Genomic DNA, 17,395 nt, shown 5'->3' with positions numbered 1-17,395 from the left:
CGCTTGGTCGCGTTTTTCAGTTCTACTACGTATTCACTCATTTGCATATCACCTTTTCTTCTCCGAGATGAAGTGCGGGACAAAGTAAACTGTTCTCGGTTCAGTTCCCTAAGGAAAAGCCTGCCTAGTGCAAGCTCTTTACCATTTCTTGTCCGCGGGAGCATGTTTGAAAAGAGAACCCCTGCAGAGATTAAAATCGAGCAGGGGTTTCTTCTCGTTCACTTAAATGCTGGAACTAATGGAAAACCACAAGCGTGTGGGATGGGATTGCTTAGCCGATGTAGCCCTTCAGGGTATCCAGGCGCTCCTGAGCGTTATCCTTGTTGACAACGGAGCAACCGGAGTCGATGAACTTCTCCAGCTTCTCACCGTTAACAGCCTTTACAGCAGCCTCAACTGCCTTGTAGCCCATGTCGTATGCTTCCTGAGCAACGGACATGGTCTCCTCGCCAGACAGGATAGCGTTGCAAGCGGACTGGATGCCGTCGAAACCAACGAAGATGGTCTTCTCGTAAGCAGCGTTGCCCTTTGCAGCACGAGCAGCAGCCATAGCCATATCGTCGTTGTTGCAGACGATGATAGCGACGCCTTTCGGATGGTTCTGCATGATTGCTTCCATCGAGGTAGCAGCCTTATCAGCAACAGCGTCAGCGTACTGGATCTCGCCCTTCAGGAACTCGCCGCCAGCCTCGGTAACGCCCTTCTCATAACCGGTCAGACGAGCGGTAGCAGTGCCGTCGCCCTGTACACCGGAAATTGCGATTGCCTGAACCTTATCCCAGCCAGCAGCCTTAGCAGCCTCAACAGCAGCCTTGCCGCCCATTGCAGCAGCATCCTCGTTGCCGGTGCCTACGAAGGACAGAACCTCAGGTGCGTCGATGTTGGTATCAACTGCAACGATCGGTGCAGTCTGGCCAGCAATCAGGGTCTTAACGAGGTCAGCCTGCAGCGGAGCGATAACGAATGCATCGTATGCACCGGAGTTCAGGTCGGTCTCGATCATATTCTGCTGCTCGTCGTAAGCGGTCTCGGAGGTAGCGCCCTTAACCTCAACCTTTACGTCCGGGTTGTCCTTGGAGTAAGCCTCAGCGCCAGCCTTAACGTAGCTCCAGTACTCGGAAGCAGTCGTCTTCAGGATAACGTCAACAGAGCAGCCGGAAGTGGTGCCAGCCTTATCGCCGCCGGTCTTGTCGTCCGTAGACGGGGTGGAAGAACCGCCGCCGCAAGCTGCAAGGCTTGCAACCATAGCGCCGGTCATCAGCATAGCAAGTAATCTCTTCTTCATGATAAAACCTCTCTCCTTTTTTATGCGGAGCAGACAGTCTCTCATGTTGTCTGCTCTGCGGTCGGTTCCCACTGCTGTGGGACTTAGGAACGCTCCAACGTTCTGGTAATATTTTAATGCAATAATATCGTTTTGGCAACCCTTCGTTGTTATTTTTGTAAGAGGTGGTGATTTTCGTACATTCCGTTTTGTGCACATTCACAAATGCCTGCTGTGACATTCGAAAACCCGACTCCGTGCATTGTGCATTTTTATTTTCCTTACGGCATTTTTCCTATAAAATCATGGAAATTCCATGGTCGTTTTGGGCACATTTTGGAGACATCTCTTGCCACCAAAGGTTACAATGTGGTAAAATTACCGTATCCTAATGAGAGAAGGAATACGACAATGAAGCTTGCTATCAAAACCTGCACGCTGGATATGCCCTATGAGCAGATGCTCGACTTCTGCGTGGAGCAGAAAATTGCCGCTATTGAAATCGGCACCGGCAACTGGTCGGGTGCGCCTCACTGTGACCTCGACCTTCTGGTAAGCGACAAGACCGCCCGTGAAAAGTGGTATGACGCCATGCGTAAAAAGGGGCTGGAGCTGTGCGCGCTCAACTGCTCGGGCAACCCGCTCGCGTATGAAAAGGACATGGATGTAACCAAGAAAACCTTCGAGCTGGCGCATCAGCTCGGAGTAAAGAAGATCGTTATGATGAGCGGTCTGCCGGTCGGCTGCGAGGGTGATAAAACGCCGGTGTGGATCACGACCTCGTGGCCGCCCGAGACGCAGGACATTCTGGATTACCAGTGGAATCAGGTTGCGATTCCCGCATGGAAAAACCTTGTTAAGCTGGCGGAGGATTGCGGAATCGAGCGAATCGCGCTCGAAAACCACGGTATGCAGCTGGTTTACAACCCGGAAACGCTGCTCCGTCTGCGTGAGGCTGTCGGCCCGATGATCGGCATGAACCTCGATCCGTCCCACCTGTTCTGGATGGGCGGCGATCCGATCGAAGCGGCCCGCGTGCTCGGTGAGCACGGCGCGATTTACCATATTCACGGCAAGGATTCGCGGCCGGAGCGCCGCTACTGGCAGCCGAACGGCATGCTGGATACCAAGCCGATCGACGCATTTGCCCGCCGCTCGTGGAACTATGTTGCCGTCGGCGCGGGACACGATGCCAAGTGGTGGAAGGAGTTTTTCTCGGTTGTCCGCATGTCGGGCTACGACGAGGAGATTTCCCTTGAAATGGAAGATTTGACACTCTCCATGCTCGACGGCCATCTCGCCAGTCTGCAGGTGCTGCGCGAAGCACTCAATATTTATTAAATCTTATATCTATAATAACAGGTGCTGTAATTTACGCTTACAGCACCTGCTTTCTTTATTATATTAAGTCTTAGCGTTCCTTAAGAGAAATATAAGGCTCCGCAGGCTGCACGCAGCGGTACGCCGGACGGATGATCTTATCCGTGTTGATCAGCTCTTCCAAGCGGTGGGCGCTCCAGCCGACGATACGCGCCATCGCGAACACCGGCGTGTACAATTCCGGCGGCAAACCCAGCATGGAATACACAAAACCTGAGTAAAAATCAACATTTGCGGACACACCCTTATAGATGTGGCGTTCCTGCGCGATAACCCGAGGCGCCACCTCCTCGACCATGGTGTACAGCGCGAAATCCGCATCTCTGCCCTTTTCGTGCGCCAGCTGGCCGACAAAGGTCTTGAACACCTTAGCGCGCGGGTCGGAAATCGAGTAAACCGCGTGACCCATGCCGTAAATGAGGCCCTTTTGGTCGAATGCCTCGCGCCGCACCAGCTTGGTGAGATAATCCGCGACAGCCTGCTCATCTGCGGTGTCGGTGACGTTTCTTTTCATGTCCTCGAACATCTGCACGACCTTGTAGTTCGCTCCGCCGTGCTTCGGGCCTTTCAGTGAACCGAGCGCCGCAGAAATAGCCGAATAGGTATCCGTGCCGGAGGACGTGACAACGTGTGTTGTGAACGACGAGTTGTTGCCGCCGCCGTGCTCCATGTGCAGCACAAGCGCCAGATCGAGCACGCTGGCCTCGAGCGGCGTGTACTGCATATCCGGACGCAGCATGCGCAGGAAGTTGGACGCAGTAGACAGACTGTCCGACGGGTAGTGAATGTACATGCTGCCGCCGCACTCGTAGTGATTGTATGCGTGATAGGAATACACAGCCAGCATCGGAAAGACCGAAATCAGCATCAGGCACTGCCGCAGCACGTTCGGCAGGCTGATATCATCCGCGTTGCTGTCGTAGGATGCCAGCGTGAGCACACTGCGCGACAGGCTGTTCATCATATCGTGCGTCGGCGCTTTCATAATGACATCGCGCGTGAAATTGGTCGGCAGCGTGCGTCCCTGTGCCAGCAGAGCCTTGAAATCGCCCAGACTCTTGGCATCCGGCAGCTCACCGAACAGCAGCAGATAGGCAACCTCCTCATACCCCTTGCGGCCGTCGCGGATAAAGCCCTGCACCAGATCCTGAATGCGGATACCGCGATAGTACAGCTCGCCCTCACAGGGCACGATTTCGCCGCCTGTCTCCTTGCGGGAGATAATGTCCGAAATGTTGGTCAGACCGGCCAGTACGCCCTGTCCATTGATGTCGCGCAGACCGCGCTTGACATCGTACTTGCGGTACAGTGCCGGATCAATGCGGCTGTTCGAGCGGCAGAGCGCCGCCAGCGCTTCCACGCGCGGCGTAACCTGTAAAATATCGTGTTCCGGTGTCATGATGATTCCTCCCTTTTACTGCATTGTGTGATATATTTATTGTATCAGAATCCACTCGCGTTTACATGACATTTTTTGCATAGTTCCGTTAACAATTCGTGAATTTTTTCGCATATCTCAGCAGTTACACAGGATATGCCCATCAATTTGATAAATTTATGCATAAAAAGGCACAATGAGTTTCTCATTGTGCCTCAGCTTGTCGAAAAAACAATATTCGATTTTTATGCTTCGTGCGGCAGCACGCATTCAATCGAATTTGCTTTGCAAATTCATAAATTCCGGGAGCATGCATCTCGGAATTTATACAAGGGAAGAAAAAATGTGTCCGTAGGACGCGGTTTTTCTTCGAGATTCGCTCGAAAGCGTGGTTTCGAGCGAGAGGCTGTTCGGAAAACGAAGTTTTTCGACAGCCTCAGGCACAATGAGTTTCTCATTGTGCCTTTTCGGACTCTGCAATTTTTGTTTAGCGGATAACCATACGGATCAGCGGATAAAGTTCATCATCGTGCGCGGACGGCTTTCCGGCGGCTCGATTCCGGCCTTGTCGATCACCTTGAGCATCCATGCGATATTGCGGCCCAGCTTTTCGATGACTTCAACGCCCTCGATATCCTGCATCGCCTCGCCCTTGTCCGCACCGTGTACGGCGTTCCAGTAGTCCGAGGTGACGAGCACCATCTCCATGGTGTTGATCGTGCCGAGCAGCTGCTGGTAGGTCTCCATGCCGCCCGAACGGCGCAGCGTACACAGCGCCGCACCGACCTTGTGCTTCAGTTGATTATCGCCGCAGCCTGCCGCCAGAATCAGGCGGTCGAGCACACACTTCATGCCGCCCGCAATGCCGCCGTGGTACACCGGGGACGCGAGCACGATGCCGTCCGCCTCAATGCACTTGGCGATGATTTCATTTACACCGTCGTCGTCCTGCACGCAGCGCAGCGTGCCGTTGTCCAGGCAGTGATAGCACGCCATGCACGGATGCACCTTCGCCCCCGGCTGACATACCTCAAACTCGATGCCTTCCTGCTCGAGCACCTTGCCGAGCACCTCGAGCATCTGCGTACAGTTGCCGCCCTTGCGCGGCGAGCCGTTGATTGCTATAACTTTCATATCCTTTTCCTCCGTGTTTTCTCTATTTTCAGTGCGCGTCCGCACCGTTTTAAGGCAATACCACATAATTGAACAAGAGCGATTTACGAGTAAATTTTGTGTTCTGAATAGGCGTGGTTTTGCGGTAATGCTTTGTGCATTACCGTGAAGTCACAACGACGTCAGAGGGCAAAATTTCCGTAAAGCGCCGCAGCTTTAATTGTGTGGTGTTGCCGCATTTACAAATGCTTCTGATTTTCCAATCGATACAGGCGCATGACCACCAGCGTATGATTCAGCTGCGGACCCATCAGCAGGATCATGCTGACGATATACAGCCACAGCATCAGTACGATAATCGCCGCCAGAGAGCCGTACAGCACGGAATACCGCGCCATATTGTCCACATAGAACGAAAATCCAAGCGAGACCAGAATCCACGCTACCAGCGAGAACAGCGCCCCCGGCCACACCTCGCGGAACCTAAGGTGCAGATTGGGCACGACCTTGTTGAACAGCATGAGGAACACAAAAATAAACGCGATCATCACCCAGAAGCTGGCATCGTGCAGTCCGTCCATCACAGCCGACGGCACCGGCAGATATTTCGGTACAACGCGGATGATGGTTCGTCCGGCGACGACAAGCACAAAGCTGCACACAACCGAAACAAGAAAGCCCGCCGTAATACCGAACGAAATGAGCACGTCCTTGACCATGCCGCGCGAGATTTCAACGTGGTAAATATCGTTGACCGTGCGCATCATTGAGCGCACCGCACGGGACAGGAAATACAGCGTCAGACCCAGACCGACGATCATCGGACTGAACGACGGCGTGCTGGTCAACTGCTGAATATAGCCGCCTATGAGCTGCTGCAGACTTTTCGGCAGCATTTCCAACACCGGCTGCATCCCCTCGATTGACAGGTCAAGCTGTGCGAGCATGGAGTTGACGAACATCAGCAGCGGGAACATGGAAAACAGCAGAAAATACGAAAGCTCTGCCGCAGACTGCGGAATGCCGTCATCAAAAAAGCGGTAAACCATGCGCTTGATCAGATATAGCCATCGGTTTTGACCGTTCATTGCGTCCCTCCCCTGTGTCAGTAGATTTTGCTGTACTTATCATATCAGCTTTTTATCAAATTTACAACTTGCGTTTTGGCTTCATCTATTGTATACTGATAAAAATAGAACATTTGTTCTGATTGGAGGGTGTGTCATGGCGGATCTGCGTCCGGTGACCTGCTGTTTTTCCGGCTACCGAATTGAAAAAATGCCGTTTCGGAACGAGGACTGTCCCGCTGCACTCGAGCTGTTTACCGCACTCGATGCTGCGGTCGCGGAGGCCGCCGCTGACGGCTGTACACGTTTTCTCTCCGGCATGTCCACCGGCTTTGACCTGTGGGCCGCTGAGGCTGTCCTGCGCGCGCGTGCGGCGCTCCCGGTGCAGCTGCTGTGCGCCGTACCGTTCGACGGACAGGCCGATCGGTTTCCGCTCGAGTGGAAACGCCGGTTCAACCGCTGTCTGCTCGCCGCAGATAAGGTGTACGCGCTCTCGCGGAGCTATCACGCCGGGTGCTTTGCCGCGCGCAACCGGTTTATGGTGGATGCGTCGTCAAGGCTCATCTGTTACTATGATGGACGGTCGGGCGGTACGGCACAGACCGTGCATATGGCTGAGCAGAGCGGGCTGAAAATTGTAAATCTCGCGGATGGACAGATGTCGCTGCTGTGAAAAGGACTGACCGATGGGTCAGTCCTTTTTTGTTTTCTGTCAGCGATTGCATAATTGAGAATGGAGAATGGAAAATGGGCGTGACGGTATGCCGTAATGCCATGCACGTTAAGCCATTTGCAGACGCACAAAACGTTATACCGTTACGTTAATTCTCAATTATTGCAGATTTCATCCAGCTGAGTAAGAATCTCACTGCCGTTTTTCAAATCATGCACCCAGCCGTTGCCGTTGTACACAAAATTAAGTTCACCGATATTAAGGAAGGTCGGCGTGTCATTATACACCGCGATGATTTCGTAGCTGACCTTATCCATCGAAAAGCTGCTCTGCGAACGCGGCATACGTTTGGCCTGCACCTGTGTCAGCGCTTCGCGCAGAGCCGTTTGATCGACCTGCTCGGTCAGTTCGGTCATATCCGCGCCATTGACGCGCCAGATACGCACGTTCCAAAAGCCGTTCATGTCCGGCATAGGTGCATACGGAATAAGCCAAATCACCGCTCCGACGCAAACCAGCACGCCCGCCAATACAAATGCGATTCGTTTTTTCATGCCGATCCCTCCCTTTTATTGTTCATCAAGCAGCGCGAGGAGTTTCTCGCCGCCGGACAGCTTATGTACCCACGGTGACATACTTTCTGTGACCTCATACGCATAGCTCGGTTCACCGAGGCTAAAACATACTGTTTTACCGCCGTATACCACCTGAATCTGATAACAGTCTGCGCTGATGGCGCGATGATAACTCGGCAGGCGGCGTGCTCTGATTTGCGGCAACAGTTCGCGTATTGCGTCCGTATCAGCCTGTTTTGTGATGTCCTCAGACGTATCTCCCGCATGAACACGGAGTACCAGCACGTCTGCAATTCCTGCTGTATCCGTCACCGGCACATATGATGTAAAGCACATGGCCGCTCCAACGCAAACCACAACGGCTATCAGAACAAACAGGATTCGTCGTTTCACTCGTTTTCCCTCCCCACCAAAAAAACAAAATCCGCCGACGCGATTGAATTTTCACGTCGGCGGATTCCTTACTTATGCAATTATGTGTGTGCTGAAATTACTTCAGGCCAGCGGTGATGATCGCCATCTGGTAAACCTCGTCAGCGTTGCAGCCGCGGGACAGATCGTTGATCGGCGCATTCAGACCCTGCAGAATCGGGCCGTAAGCAGCGTAGCCGCCCAGACGCTGAGCGATCTTGTAGCCGATGTTGCCAGCCTCGATAGACGGGAAGATGAAGGTGTTAGCCTGGCCTGCAACCGGAGAGCCCTTGCACTTGGTAGCAGCAACAACCGGGGATACAGCAGCGTCAAACTGCAGCTCGCCGTCGATTGCCAGCTCCGGGTTCATCTCCTTAGCGTACTCGGTAGCCTCGCGGGACAGAGCAACCGTGCCGCCCTTGCCGGAGCCCTTGGTGGAGAAGGACAGAACAGCAACCTTCGGGTCGATGCCGAAAGCCTTAGCGGTGTTTGCGGTCTCGATTGCAACCTCAGCCAGCTTCTGGCTGCCCTTCAGGGTTACGTTGCCTTCCTTGTCAACAGAATCCGGATAGTCGATGTTGATCGCGCAGTCGCCCATAGCCAGCTTCTCCTCTACGCCGTCCTTCTCGCGGACCAGAATAAAGCAGGAGCTTACGAGGTGTGCGCCCGGCTTGGTCTTGATCAGCTGCAGAGCCGGACGAACGGTGTCAGCGGTGGAGTAGGTAGCGCCGCCGAGCAGAGCGTCAGCCTTGCCCATCTTAACGAGCATGGTGCCGAAGTAGTTGCCCTTGGACAGTGCAGCGCGGCAGTCTTCCTCGCTCATCTTGCCCTTGCGGAGCTCTACCATCTTAGCTACCATAGCGTCCATCTCCGGGTAGGTAGCCGGATCGATGATCTCCATGCCCTCGATATCGAAGCCGCCCTTTGCAGCAGCAGCCTTTACTTCGTCAACATTGCCGACCAGGATGGAATCCATCAGGCCGTCCTTCTTCAGGCGTGCAGCCGCTTCGAGGATACGAGCGTCCGGGCCTTCGGTGAATACGATCTTGCGCTTGTCAGCCTTGAGTGCTGCAATCAGATTTTCAAACATATTGCATTCTCCTTCGTTTTCAATCGTCTGTGTGCAGTATGACACCGCAAACAGGCATTCTCTTGAATTTATTATACACCCTTTCCCCCTATTCCCACAAGAGGGAATTTCTGATGGACGCAAAACGCTTTCTCGTTTCCATATCACAAGACGAACGTGAAATTTATCGAATCTCCGGCCCATGCAAAATATTTCGTCGGTATATTTGACCGGGACCGCGGGGAAAATCCAGATAGTATCCTCATAGTGACGACCAACAGGAGGGAATTTTATGCAGACAAAAGTGGAGATCTGCGGTGTGAATACATCGGGACTGCCGGTACTCTCCGCCAAAAAGACGGACGAGCTTTTGAAAAAATCCGCTGCCGGAGACAAGCAGGCACGCGATGAGCTGATCCGCGGCAATCTGCGGCTGGTGCTCAGCGTTGTTCAGCGGTTTCAGGGGCGCGGCGAATCGCCGGACGACCTGTTTCAGGTCGGGTGCATCGGCCTGATGAAAGCCATCGACAATTTTAATACCGAACTCGGCGTGCGCTTCTCCACCTACGCCGTACCGATGATCATCGGCGAAATCCGCCGCTACCTGCGCGACAACAGTGCCATGCGAGTCTCGCGCAGCCTGCGCGACACGGCGTACCGCGCTCTGCAGGCCAAGGAGGCGTTCATCCGCGAGCACCAGCGCGAGCCGGATATCGTGGAGCTGGCCAAGCTGATGGACGTGCCGAAAGAGGAGGTCGTGTTCGCGCTCGACGCGATACTCGACCCGGTGTCGCTGTTCGAGCCGGTGTTCCACGACGGCACGGACACGGTCTGCGTGATGGACCAGGTCGGTGACACCAAAAACACGGACGACAACTGGCTGGCCGGTATTGCTCTGCGGGACGCTATGCGCAGCCTGAACGACCGCGAGCGCCGTATCATCCGGCTGCGGTTCTTCGAGGGACGCACCCAGATGGAGGTGGCACGCGAAATACACCTTTCGCCAAACAAAAGGAAGGAAGATTCCGGTCCTTTTCTTACTATATATAATGTACGAGCGGTAGAAAACGCGAGGATAGGTGCAAACGGTTTGCGCCTATCCCATCTGAATATCCACACAATATTTGACGCTTCAAACAGGATATCTCATGGCTATTGATAGATTGATCTGCTCTCTTCCGAATGCAATGGCATCAAGTTAATTTGCAAAGCGCTCAACCACTTATGACAGCGGTTGAGCGTCTCAGTCTGTCCAGAACCTTTGTTATTGCAGCATCTCCCGCTTGATTTTCCCAATCCGCATATAATACCATACCAGATTGAGCGCTGCCGCACACACCCATGCTGCGCCCTCCGCAAAAAATACACCGCTCTGCCCGATGAAGGTCGGCAGCACGAGCGCCGCGCCCATGCGCATGAGCATTTCCGCAAAGCCGGAAAGTGTCGGCACAGTCATCTCGCCCAGTCCCTGCAGTGAGGAGCGGTATGCCTGCAGCATGAACAGTGCAAACAAAAACGCCATCAGCACCATGAGATACTGATAGGCCACCGCCAGCGCATCTGCCGCGCCCGCCTCCTCGGTCGAAAGAAACAGTCCCAGCAGCGGTTTGCCCGCAAGAAGCATAGCCGTCACGATGGCGGCTGTAAATTCGGCGGACAGCACCAGTACCGCCCGAATGCCTGCATCAATGCGTGCCGCGTTTCGTGCACCGCGGTTCTGCCCCATGTAGGCTGTCATGGCATAGCCAAACGCCACCGATGCACTCTCGAGTATGCCGTACAGCTTGTTGGCCGCCGTATAGCCCGCCACGAACACTACGCCGAAGCCGTTCAACACGGACTGCAGCACCATGCCTCCCAGTGTGATCATGCTCATCTGCAGACCGGTCGGAATGCCGAGGCGGCACAGGTGCAGCAGAATGGCAGGGTCGGTTTTCCAGTCAGCCTTTGTCAGCTGCACGAACGGCAGCCGCCGCAATGACCGCAGACACAGCAGAAACGCAATCAGCTGTGCCAGTACGGTTGCGAACGAAGCTCCGAAAATGCCCCAGCCAAAGCCCATCACGAACAGCAGGTCGAGCGCAATATTAGCAAAGCTCGCCGCGAGAATCGCGAGCAGCGGCGTTTTACTGTCACCCAGACAGCGCAGCACGGCCGCCGCCATATTGTACGCAATGATGATGAGCGAGCCGCCGAACTGCACATATAAGTACGTCTGCGCTCCACCGAACACCGCAGGATCGGTGTGCAGCAACGTAAGCAGCGGCCTTACCAGCAACAGGCTGATGATCGTCACCGCAATGCCGAACCAGCACGACAGCTTAACGATCATAGCCAGTACACGACGCAGCCGGTCGTATGCGCCCGCACCGAACTCCTGTGCCGCGAGAATCGCAAAGCCCTGCGTAAAGCCCTGCAGTCCCCATAAAACCAGCCAGTTGATCCAATCCGCCGCACCGATGGACGCCAGCGCCTGCATGCCGACACCGCGTCCGATGATGATCGTATCCACGATGGTATACAGCTGCTGAAACACGCTGCCCAGCATCAGCGGCAGCGAAAACAGCAGAATCAGCCGTATCGGACGGCCGTGTGTCATATCGGTAACGCGCACCATATCACACCTCCCTTGCGAAAAAATCATAAAACCCAAAGCGCAGAAGGAGACAGAACTGCACTTCGGGTTTCAAAACGACGGTACCGCAGAATGCTGTTGATTTACCGCACGGTGAGATAAAACACAGTACCGCCGCTGCTATGGTCATCAATCAGAGGAAATCGCCGCACAGGCTGAGAGCCGCCTCATCCGCGATAACGATCGCGTCATTGTGCAGCTGCAGAATCGAACCGGGCACCTTGGGCGTTACCGGACCGAAGCAGGATTCACGGATAGCCCATGCCTTGTCCTCGCCGCTGGCAACGACCAGCACTTTTTTTGCGGTCATGATGGTGTGAATGCCCATCGAGTAGGCACGGCGCGGCACCTCGTCCTCGCTGGCGAAAAAGCGCTTGTTCGCCTCGATGGTGGACTCGGTCAGCTCCACGCAGTGTGTGCCCTTGGCAAAGCAGTCGTCCGGCTCGTTGAATCCGATATGGCCATTGCGGCCGATGCCGAGCAGCTGGATATCCACATCACCCACACTGCGGAGCACCGCGTCATAGCGGGCGCACTCCTTTTTCTCGTCCGGCTCCATGCCGTTCGGCAGATTGATACGCGATGGGTCGATGTTCACATGGTCAAAGAAGTGGTCGTGCATGAAATAATGATAGCTCTGATCGTTTTCCGGCTTCATACCGTAGTATTCATCCAGATTGACCGTAGTCACATCCGCAAAATCCAGATCGCCCTTTTCGTACCACTTGACCAGCTGCTCATATGTGCCGATCGGCGACGAGCCGGTGGCAAGACCGAGCACGGAATCCGGCTTGAGGATGACCTGCGCGGAAATGATATTTGCCGCCTTGCGGCTCATATCCTTGTAATCCTTTGCACGAATGATTCTCATAACAAAAAAGCCTCCAAACGCTTATAAATCCTTATACTTTTCACGCAGTGCGAGCAGTTCGCTCTCCTGCACATACTCGGTCAGGCAGCCCACACCGGTGACACTCTTGCCGCCTGTGATGTTGCCGAACCGCACACAATCCGCGAACGGATAGCCATGGTACAGACCGTACATCAGTCCTGCAAGGAACGCATCGCCCGCACCGGTGGAATCCTTACAGGTGAATTCCGGAATATTGCGCAGCAGACGCGGCGTGCCGTCCTCGAGGATGAGACAGCCGTCCTTATCCAGCTTGACCAGCGGATGCTCAAAATACTCCGCCAGTACGCGGAGCGCCTCCTCCGGCGTGTCCCTGCCGGTAATCTTGAGCGCTTCCTTGGTATTCGGCGTATAGTAATCCGCCAGACGCAGATAATCACCGTATTTCTCAAAGCTCAGCTCATCATCCCAGCCCATGTCGAAAATCAGAATGGCTCCTTCCTCGTGCAGCTTGCGATATACCGGCAAAAAGCCCTCCTGCATCTGCACCAGCTTAGCGCCCTTAGACATGGTATATACCCGCTCGAGCAGCTCGTCCGTGATGGCGGTCGGCTTGCAGTAGGTCGCAAACGTACGGTCGCCGGGCGTGAGCATGGCACTGGTGACATTCACCGGAATACCGGTCTCGCCCTCCGCCGCCAGATTGTACGGAGAAACGCCGTTCTGCTCAAACTGCGCGCGGGCAAAGCCGGAAAACAGATCGCTGCCGAGATAGGTCGCCAGACGGGTCGGAATGCCCAGACGGGCGGCGTTTACTGCCGTACCCGGTGCACCGCCGCCGAGCAGCACGCGGAAATCCTGCGAAAAGATCTCCTCGCCCTCCTGCGGCACGCGCGGCATGCCGACATACATCAAATCCACATTGGTCACACCGACCGAAGCGAGAAACGACATGCGTCAGTCCCTCCAGTCCCCGATATACGGCGCATTGAGCTTAATATACTCGTCGGTCAGCTTGCTTGCCAGCGAGTAAGAGCCGACCAGCGGGTGCATGGTCAGGCACTCGGTAATATCCTTCCTGGAGCGGTTGACGATACCGCGTGCCGCCAGACGCTCGTAATATTTTACGCGGCGGATCATTTCCAGATTGCTCTCCGGAATATTGGTGATATGGTGCGGCTTGCAGCCCTCACGGGAGATATCGCAGGTGACCTCGATAATATCGGTCGGCTCGAGGCCCTCGATGGCATTGCCGTTCGGCGCGCACAGGATCATCGTGCCCATGCCGCCGGAGGCTGCAATCTCGATGAACTTGAGCGCAACGCCTGCGTAGCCGCCCGCGTCCTTGGAATACACATCAAACGTCCACGGCTTGTCACGGTGAACACCGGTCTCATTTGCCATATAGTTGTTCTCTCGGATGCCGTACCACTTTTCAAAGCACTTGAGACCTGCCTCGAAGTCGTTCTCGATGTCGATCTTAGACAGCTCCTCGGTCATGTGGCGATTGATGTCGCAGATCATCTCGCCGCGCGTCTGCTTAGCGTTCAGAATGTTGGCAACCGCCTTTTCGCGGTAGTAGAAGTAGTAGAGGTACTCATTCAGCACGCAGCCGCGGTCCTCGAGCAGACGCTTCTCGAAAAAGCGCATATCGGTCTTGGCGTAAGCCTCGTCATTGGCGATCAGCTCGGGCATGATCTCCTTTCCGTCCACCTTGATGCTCTGGAAGTAGGACAGATGGTTCAAACCGTAGCATTCGCCGTAAATGCGGGACGCATCCACGCCGTACAGGTCGGCAAACTGGTGCAGCATGCCGCTCGGTGCGTCACAGATACCGTAGGTGAAATCATATCCCATATCGCGCAGCGCCTGCGAAACCACGCCTGCCGGATTGGTGAAGTTGAATACCTTGACGCCCGGCTTTGCCAGCTTCTTGATCAGCTCGCAGTATTCAGCCAGCGCAGGGATCGAGCGCATGGCGAACGAAACGCCGGCAGCGCCGGTCGTTTCCTGACCGAGAATACCCAGATCAAGTGCCAGCCGCTCATCGCGCACGCGAGTCGCGTCACCGCCGACACGGATGGTCGTGATGACGTAATCCGCATCGGTCACCGCCTCCTCCGCACTGGAGGTCAGCGTGAACTTCATGGTCGGGCACAGCATACGCGCAACATGCGCCGCCAGACCGCCGTAGATGCGGAGCTTTTCCGGATCGTTATCCATAAATACCAGCTCGTCGATGTGCAGCTCCTCCGCACGCTGCGCAATGCTCTTTGCGAGGAACATGGAGCGTACACCGCCGCCGCCGATTACCGTTAATTTCATAAAAAGATACCTCCTGTTATCGAATCAGATACCGTTTGCAGCTGGACCAGCCGATCATGCCCGAGGCAAATCCGGACAGACCGCACGGGAACAGCAGCACATACGTCAGAGAAAGCGGGAAAAACAGCACTGCCGGAATCAGCAGCAGCGCATTTACGCCCAGCCCCAGCACAGTCATGCCGGGACGGAGCAGACACAGCAGCCACGCATTTTTTGCCGCTGCCGCAAACGGGATGTCCACCGCTGCCTGCACCGCCCAGAAATTCTGAAAAAACGCAGCTGTGACGCAGAGCAGCAGCATACCTATCAAGGCCGGGAAAAATCCGTCCGCCGTTACCAGCATCACGCCCATCCACAGCAGCGCAAGCTCGACCAGTCCGCACAGAAGATTACGCACCGTATCCTGCCGCAGTGCCGCAAGAAAGTCGGTCCACACATCATTGGGCACATCACGCGCCATATTGACCGTGCAGCGCGCCATAGCGGCTCGAGCCGCGCCAAAGGTCACAACCGGCAGACAGCACAGCAGAAACAGCACGTTCAGCTTGACGAGCTGCCAGAACTCCCGTACAAGGGTCTCCCCGACCCATGCGGCGCCGGTCTTTTCCGGTGCATCCTTGGCAATGCCCGGACCTTCCTTCAAATAGGATGGACGAAACACAGATTTTCCTCCTGTCAGAACGCGATCGCGCGTTCGGTCTGCTTATCAAACAAATGGATGCGGCTCATATCCACAGCCGCGGTGATGGTGTCGCCCGCATGAATCGGCTCGCCGGACGGCGTACGCACGGTCACGGACGTACCGTCACAGGTGCAGTGCGCGTAAATCTCCGCGCCCATCAGCTCAGCGATGTCCACATGCATGGTGAGCGTATGCGCCGCATTCTGCGTAAACTTTTCACCCGAGGTGTGCAGATTCTCCGGACGGATGCCGAACACGACCGTCTTTCCAACGTACTCACTCAGCGCATCGCTGCCCGCAAAGTGCAGGCTCTGGTCCGCGAAGGTCAGCTTGTAGCCGTCCGCATCGCGTCCCAGTTCGGCGTCCATGAAGTTCATCTGCGGCGAACCAATGAAGCCCGCAACGAACAGATTGCACGGATGGTCATACAGCGTCTGCGGTGTGTCCGCCTGCTGAATCTCGCCGCCCTTCATAACAACAATACGGTCGCCCATGGTCATGGCCTCGGTCTGGTCATGCGTAACGTAAACAAAGGTCGTATCCAGCTTCTGATGCAGCTTGATGATCTCGGTGCGCATCTGGGTGCGCAGCTTGGCATCCAGATTGGACAGCGGCTCATCGAGCAGGAATACCGCCGGATCGCGCACCATCGCACGTCCGAGTGCGACACGCTGCCGCTGACCGCCGGAAAGCTGCTTGGGCTTGCGGTTGAGCAGATGCTCGATGTCCAGCACCTTAGCCGCCTCGTGCACCTTGCGGTCGATTTCGTCCTTGGGCGTTTTGCGCAGCTTGAGTGCAAACGCCATGTTCTTGTAAACCGTCATATGCGGATAGAGCGCGTAGTTCTGGAAAACCATCGCGATATCGCGGTCCTTCGGCGCTACATCGTTCACCTTGCGGTCGCCGATGTACATTTCGCCGTCCGAAATCTCCTCCAGACCCGCGATCATGCGCAGTGTGGTCGATTTGCCGCAGCCGGACGGTCCGACCAGTACGACGAACTCCTTATCCTTGATCTGCAGGTTCAGGTCGGAGATAACCTCGATATCACCGGGGTACACCTTCTTGATGTGATTCAAACTAATGCTTGCCATGTAATTTCACCTCGTTTATTCTTTGACCGAACCCGCGGTCAGGCTGGAAACGACCTGCTCCTGGAAGATCGCAAACACGATGATCGAAGGAATGACCGCAATGGTAACTGCGGCAAACAGCGCCGTGTAGTTAAAGCTGAACTGGCTGGTAAAGTAGCTGAGCGACAGCGGCAGCGTGCGGGCACTCTCGCTGCTGGTCAGGATCAGGGAGAACGTAAATTCGTTCCATGTATTGAGGAAGCACAGCACAGCTGCACTCGTAAGACCGCCCTTGGCGCACGGCATCATGATCTGGAAGAACGTGCGCAGGAAGCCCGCACCGTCGATGTAGGCGGCTTCTTCGATCGCCTTGGGAATGGACTGGAATGCGCCGCGCAGGATGAGCAGGCTCATCGGCATATTCAGTGCGGTATTGACCAGAATCAGACCCGCCTTGGTATCGTATAGGCCCATATTGTTGACCACGCTGTACACCGGCTGCAGCAGTGCCGTCATCGGAATGACGAGCGACAGGCTGAGCAGCATGTACAGCAGCTTATCGCACGGAAAGCGGAACCGCGCAAACGCGTAGCCTGCCATAGCGAAGACGAGCACATTGAGTACGGTCGCACAGCAGGTGACGATCACGCTGTTGCCGAAGAACTTGAAGATCGGCGCCATATCCAGTGCGGACTGATAGCCGTCAAACCCGAAGTGCGTCGGCAGCGAAATGCCGTTCGACAGGATCTCCGCATTCGTCTTGAACGAGGACAGGATGACCCAGATGATCGGGAACAGCGCAACGACCACGCACAGCGCCATAAACAGATATTTGAGCACAAAGCACAGGCGTTCTCTGCCGGTCATTGCACCGAAACTGGTTTTCATTTGTCGAACGCC

17 protein-coding genes are annotated in these 17,395 nt (G+C 55.2%); 3 read left to right on the top strand and 14 right to left on the bottom strand.

The annotated features are described in order from the left end of the window. Positions 1–271: 271 nt before the first annotated feature. Positions 272–1,285: a sugar ABC transporter substrate-binding protein gene (locus DW724_RS10215; RefSeq protein WP_118761384.1), complete on the bottom strand. Its 1,014-nt coding sequence runs from the start codon at positions 1,283–1,285 to the stop codon at positions 272–274. Between the two features lie 390 nt (positions 1,286–1,675). Between DW724_RS10215 and DW724_RS10210 the strand changes: the two genes are divergently transcribed. Next, complete coding sequence (locus DW724_RS10210; protein ID WP_118761383.1) at positions 1,676–2,605, top strand: sugar phosphate isomerase/epimerase family protein; 930 nt, start codon at positions 1,676–1,678, stop codon at positions 2,603–2,605. A gap of 70 nt (positions 2,606–2,675) precedes the next feature. Here the strand turns inward: DW724_RS10210 and DW724_RS10205 are convergent, their stop codons facing one another. From DW724_RS10205 to DW724_RS10195, 3 genes are all read right to left on the bottom strand, one after another. Then, positions 2,676–4,043: a citrate/2-methylcitrate synthase gene (locus tag DW724_RS10205; RefSeq protein WP_118761382.1), complete on the bottom strand. Its 1,368-nt coding sequence runs from the start codon at positions 4,041–4,043 to the stop codon at positions 2,676–2,678. 486 nt (positions 4,044–4,529) lie between these two features. Further along, complete coding sequence (locus DW724_RS10200; RefSeq protein ID WP_118761381.1) at positions 4,530–5,156, bottom strand: flavodoxin family protein; 627 nt, start codon at positions 5,154–5,156, stop codon at positions 4,530–4,532. A gap of 218 nt (positions 5,157–5,374) precedes the next feature. Further along, positions 5,375–6,223 (bottom strand): YihY/virulence factor BrkB family protein, encoded by an 849-nt coding sequence (locus DW724_RS10195; protein ID WP_118761380.1) that lies wholly within the window; start codon positions 6,221–6,223, stop codon positions 5,375–5,377. Between the two features lie 136 nt (positions 6,224–6,359). On the opposite strand from DW724_RS10195, the gene DW724_RS10190 reads away from it, so the two are divergent. Next, positions 6,360–6,875, top strand: a complete 516-nt coding sequence (locus DW724_RS10190; RefSeq protein WP_118761379.1) for an SLOG family protein — start codon at positions 6,360–6,362, stop codon at positions 6,873–6,875. A gap of 155 nt (positions 6,876–7,030) precedes the next feature. On the opposite strand, the gene DW724_RS10185 is transcribed toward DW724_RS10190, so the two are convergent. The 3 genes from DW724_RS10185 to pta form a co-directional block, all read right to left on the bottom strand. Continuing rightward, positions 7,031–7,429, bottom strand: coding sequence for a hypothetical protein (locus DW724_RS10185; protein ID WP_118761378.1), 399 nt, complete (start codon positions 7,427–7,429; stop codon positions 7,031–7,033). Between the two features lie 15 nt (positions 7,430–7,444). Then, positions 7,445–7,843 carry a hypothetical protein gene (locus DW724_RS10180; RefSeq protein WP_118761377.1) on the bottom strand — a complete coding sequence of 133 codons (399 nt, stop codon included), beginning with the start codon at positions 7,841–7,843 and terminating at the stop codon, positions 7,445–7,447. Positions 7,844–7,940: 97 nt separating this feature from the next. After that, positions 7,941–8,951: a phosphate acetyltransferase gene (pta, locus tag DW724_RS10175; protein ID WP_110436271.1), complete on the bottom strand. Its 1,011-nt coding sequence runs from the start codon at positions 8,949–8,951 to the stop codon at positions 7,941–7,943. Between the two features lie 271 nt (positions 8,952–9,222). On the opposite strand from pta, the gene sigG reads away from it, so the two are divergent. Beyond that, positions 9,223–10,089 (top strand): RNA polymerase sporulation sigma factor SigG, encoded by an 867-nt coding sequence (gene sigG, locus DW724_RS10170; protein ID WP_118761376.1) that lies wholly within the window; start codon positions 9,223–9,225, stop codon positions 10,087–10,089. A gap of 105 nt (positions 10,090–10,194) precedes the next feature. Here the strand turns inward: sigG and DW724_RS10165 are convergent, their stop codons facing one another. The 7 genes from DW724_RS10165 to DW724_RS10135 form a co-directional block, all read right to left on the bottom strand. After that, positions 10,195–11,547 carry an MATE family efflux transporter gene (locus DW724_RS10165; protein ID WP_158580265.1) on the bottom strand — a complete coding sequence of 451 codons (1,353 nt, stop codon included), beginning with the start codon at positions 11,545–11,547 and terminating at the stop codon, positions 10,195–10,197. 151 nt (positions 11,548–11,698) lie between these two features. Continuing rightward, entirely contained in the window at positions 11,699–12,436 is a 738-nt protein-coding gene (gene nagB, locus DW724_RS10160) for a glucosamine-6-phosphate deaminase (protein WP_118284876.1), read from the bottom strand. A 21-nt stretch (positions 12,437–12,457) separates the two neighbouring features. Next, positions 12,458–13,369 carry a carbohydrate kinase family protein gene (locus DW724_RS10155; protein WP_118360268.1) on the bottom strand — a complete coding sequence of 304 codons (912 nt, stop codon included), beginning with the start codon at positions 13,367–13,369 and terminating at the stop codon, positions 12,458–12,460. A 3-nt stretch (positions 13,370–13,372) separates the two neighbouring features. Beyond that, complete coding sequence (locus DW724_RS10150; protein WP_118761374.1) at positions 13,373–14,740, bottom strand: family 4 glycosyl hydrolase; 1,368 nt, start codon at positions 14,738–14,740, stop codon at positions 13,373–13,375. A 16-nt stretch (positions 14,741–14,756) separates the two neighbouring features. Continuing rightward, positions 14,757–15,401 (bottom strand): DUF624 domain-containing protein, encoded by a 645-nt coding sequence (locus DW724_RS10145; RefSeq protein WP_158580264.1) that lies wholly within the window; start codon positions 15,399–15,401, stop codon positions 14,757–14,759. A gap of 14 nt (positions 15,402–15,415) precedes the next feature. Further along, positions 15,416–16,516, bottom strand: a complete 1,101-nt coding sequence (locus tag DW724_RS10140) for an ABC transporter ATP-binding protein (protein ID WP_118360265.1) — start codon at positions 16,514–16,516, stop codon at positions 15,416–15,418. 15 nt (positions 16,517–16,531) lie between these two features. Next, complete coding sequence (locus DW724_RS10135) at positions 16,532–17,383, bottom strand: carbohydrate ABC transporter permease (RefSeq protein ID WP_118761372.1); 852 nt, start codon at positions 17,381–17,383, stop codon at positions 16,532–16,534. Between the last annotated feature and the right edge of the window lie 12 nt (positions 17,384–17,395).

The sequence above is a fragment of the Butyricicoccus sp. AM27-36 genome, assembly GCF_003480945.1.
Taxonomy (GTDB): domain Bacteria; phylum Bacillota; class Clostridia; order Oscillospirales; family Butyricicoccaceae; genus Agathobaculum; species Agathobaculum butyriciproducens.
This window is presented reverse-complemented; position numbering and strand designations above follow the sequence as displayed.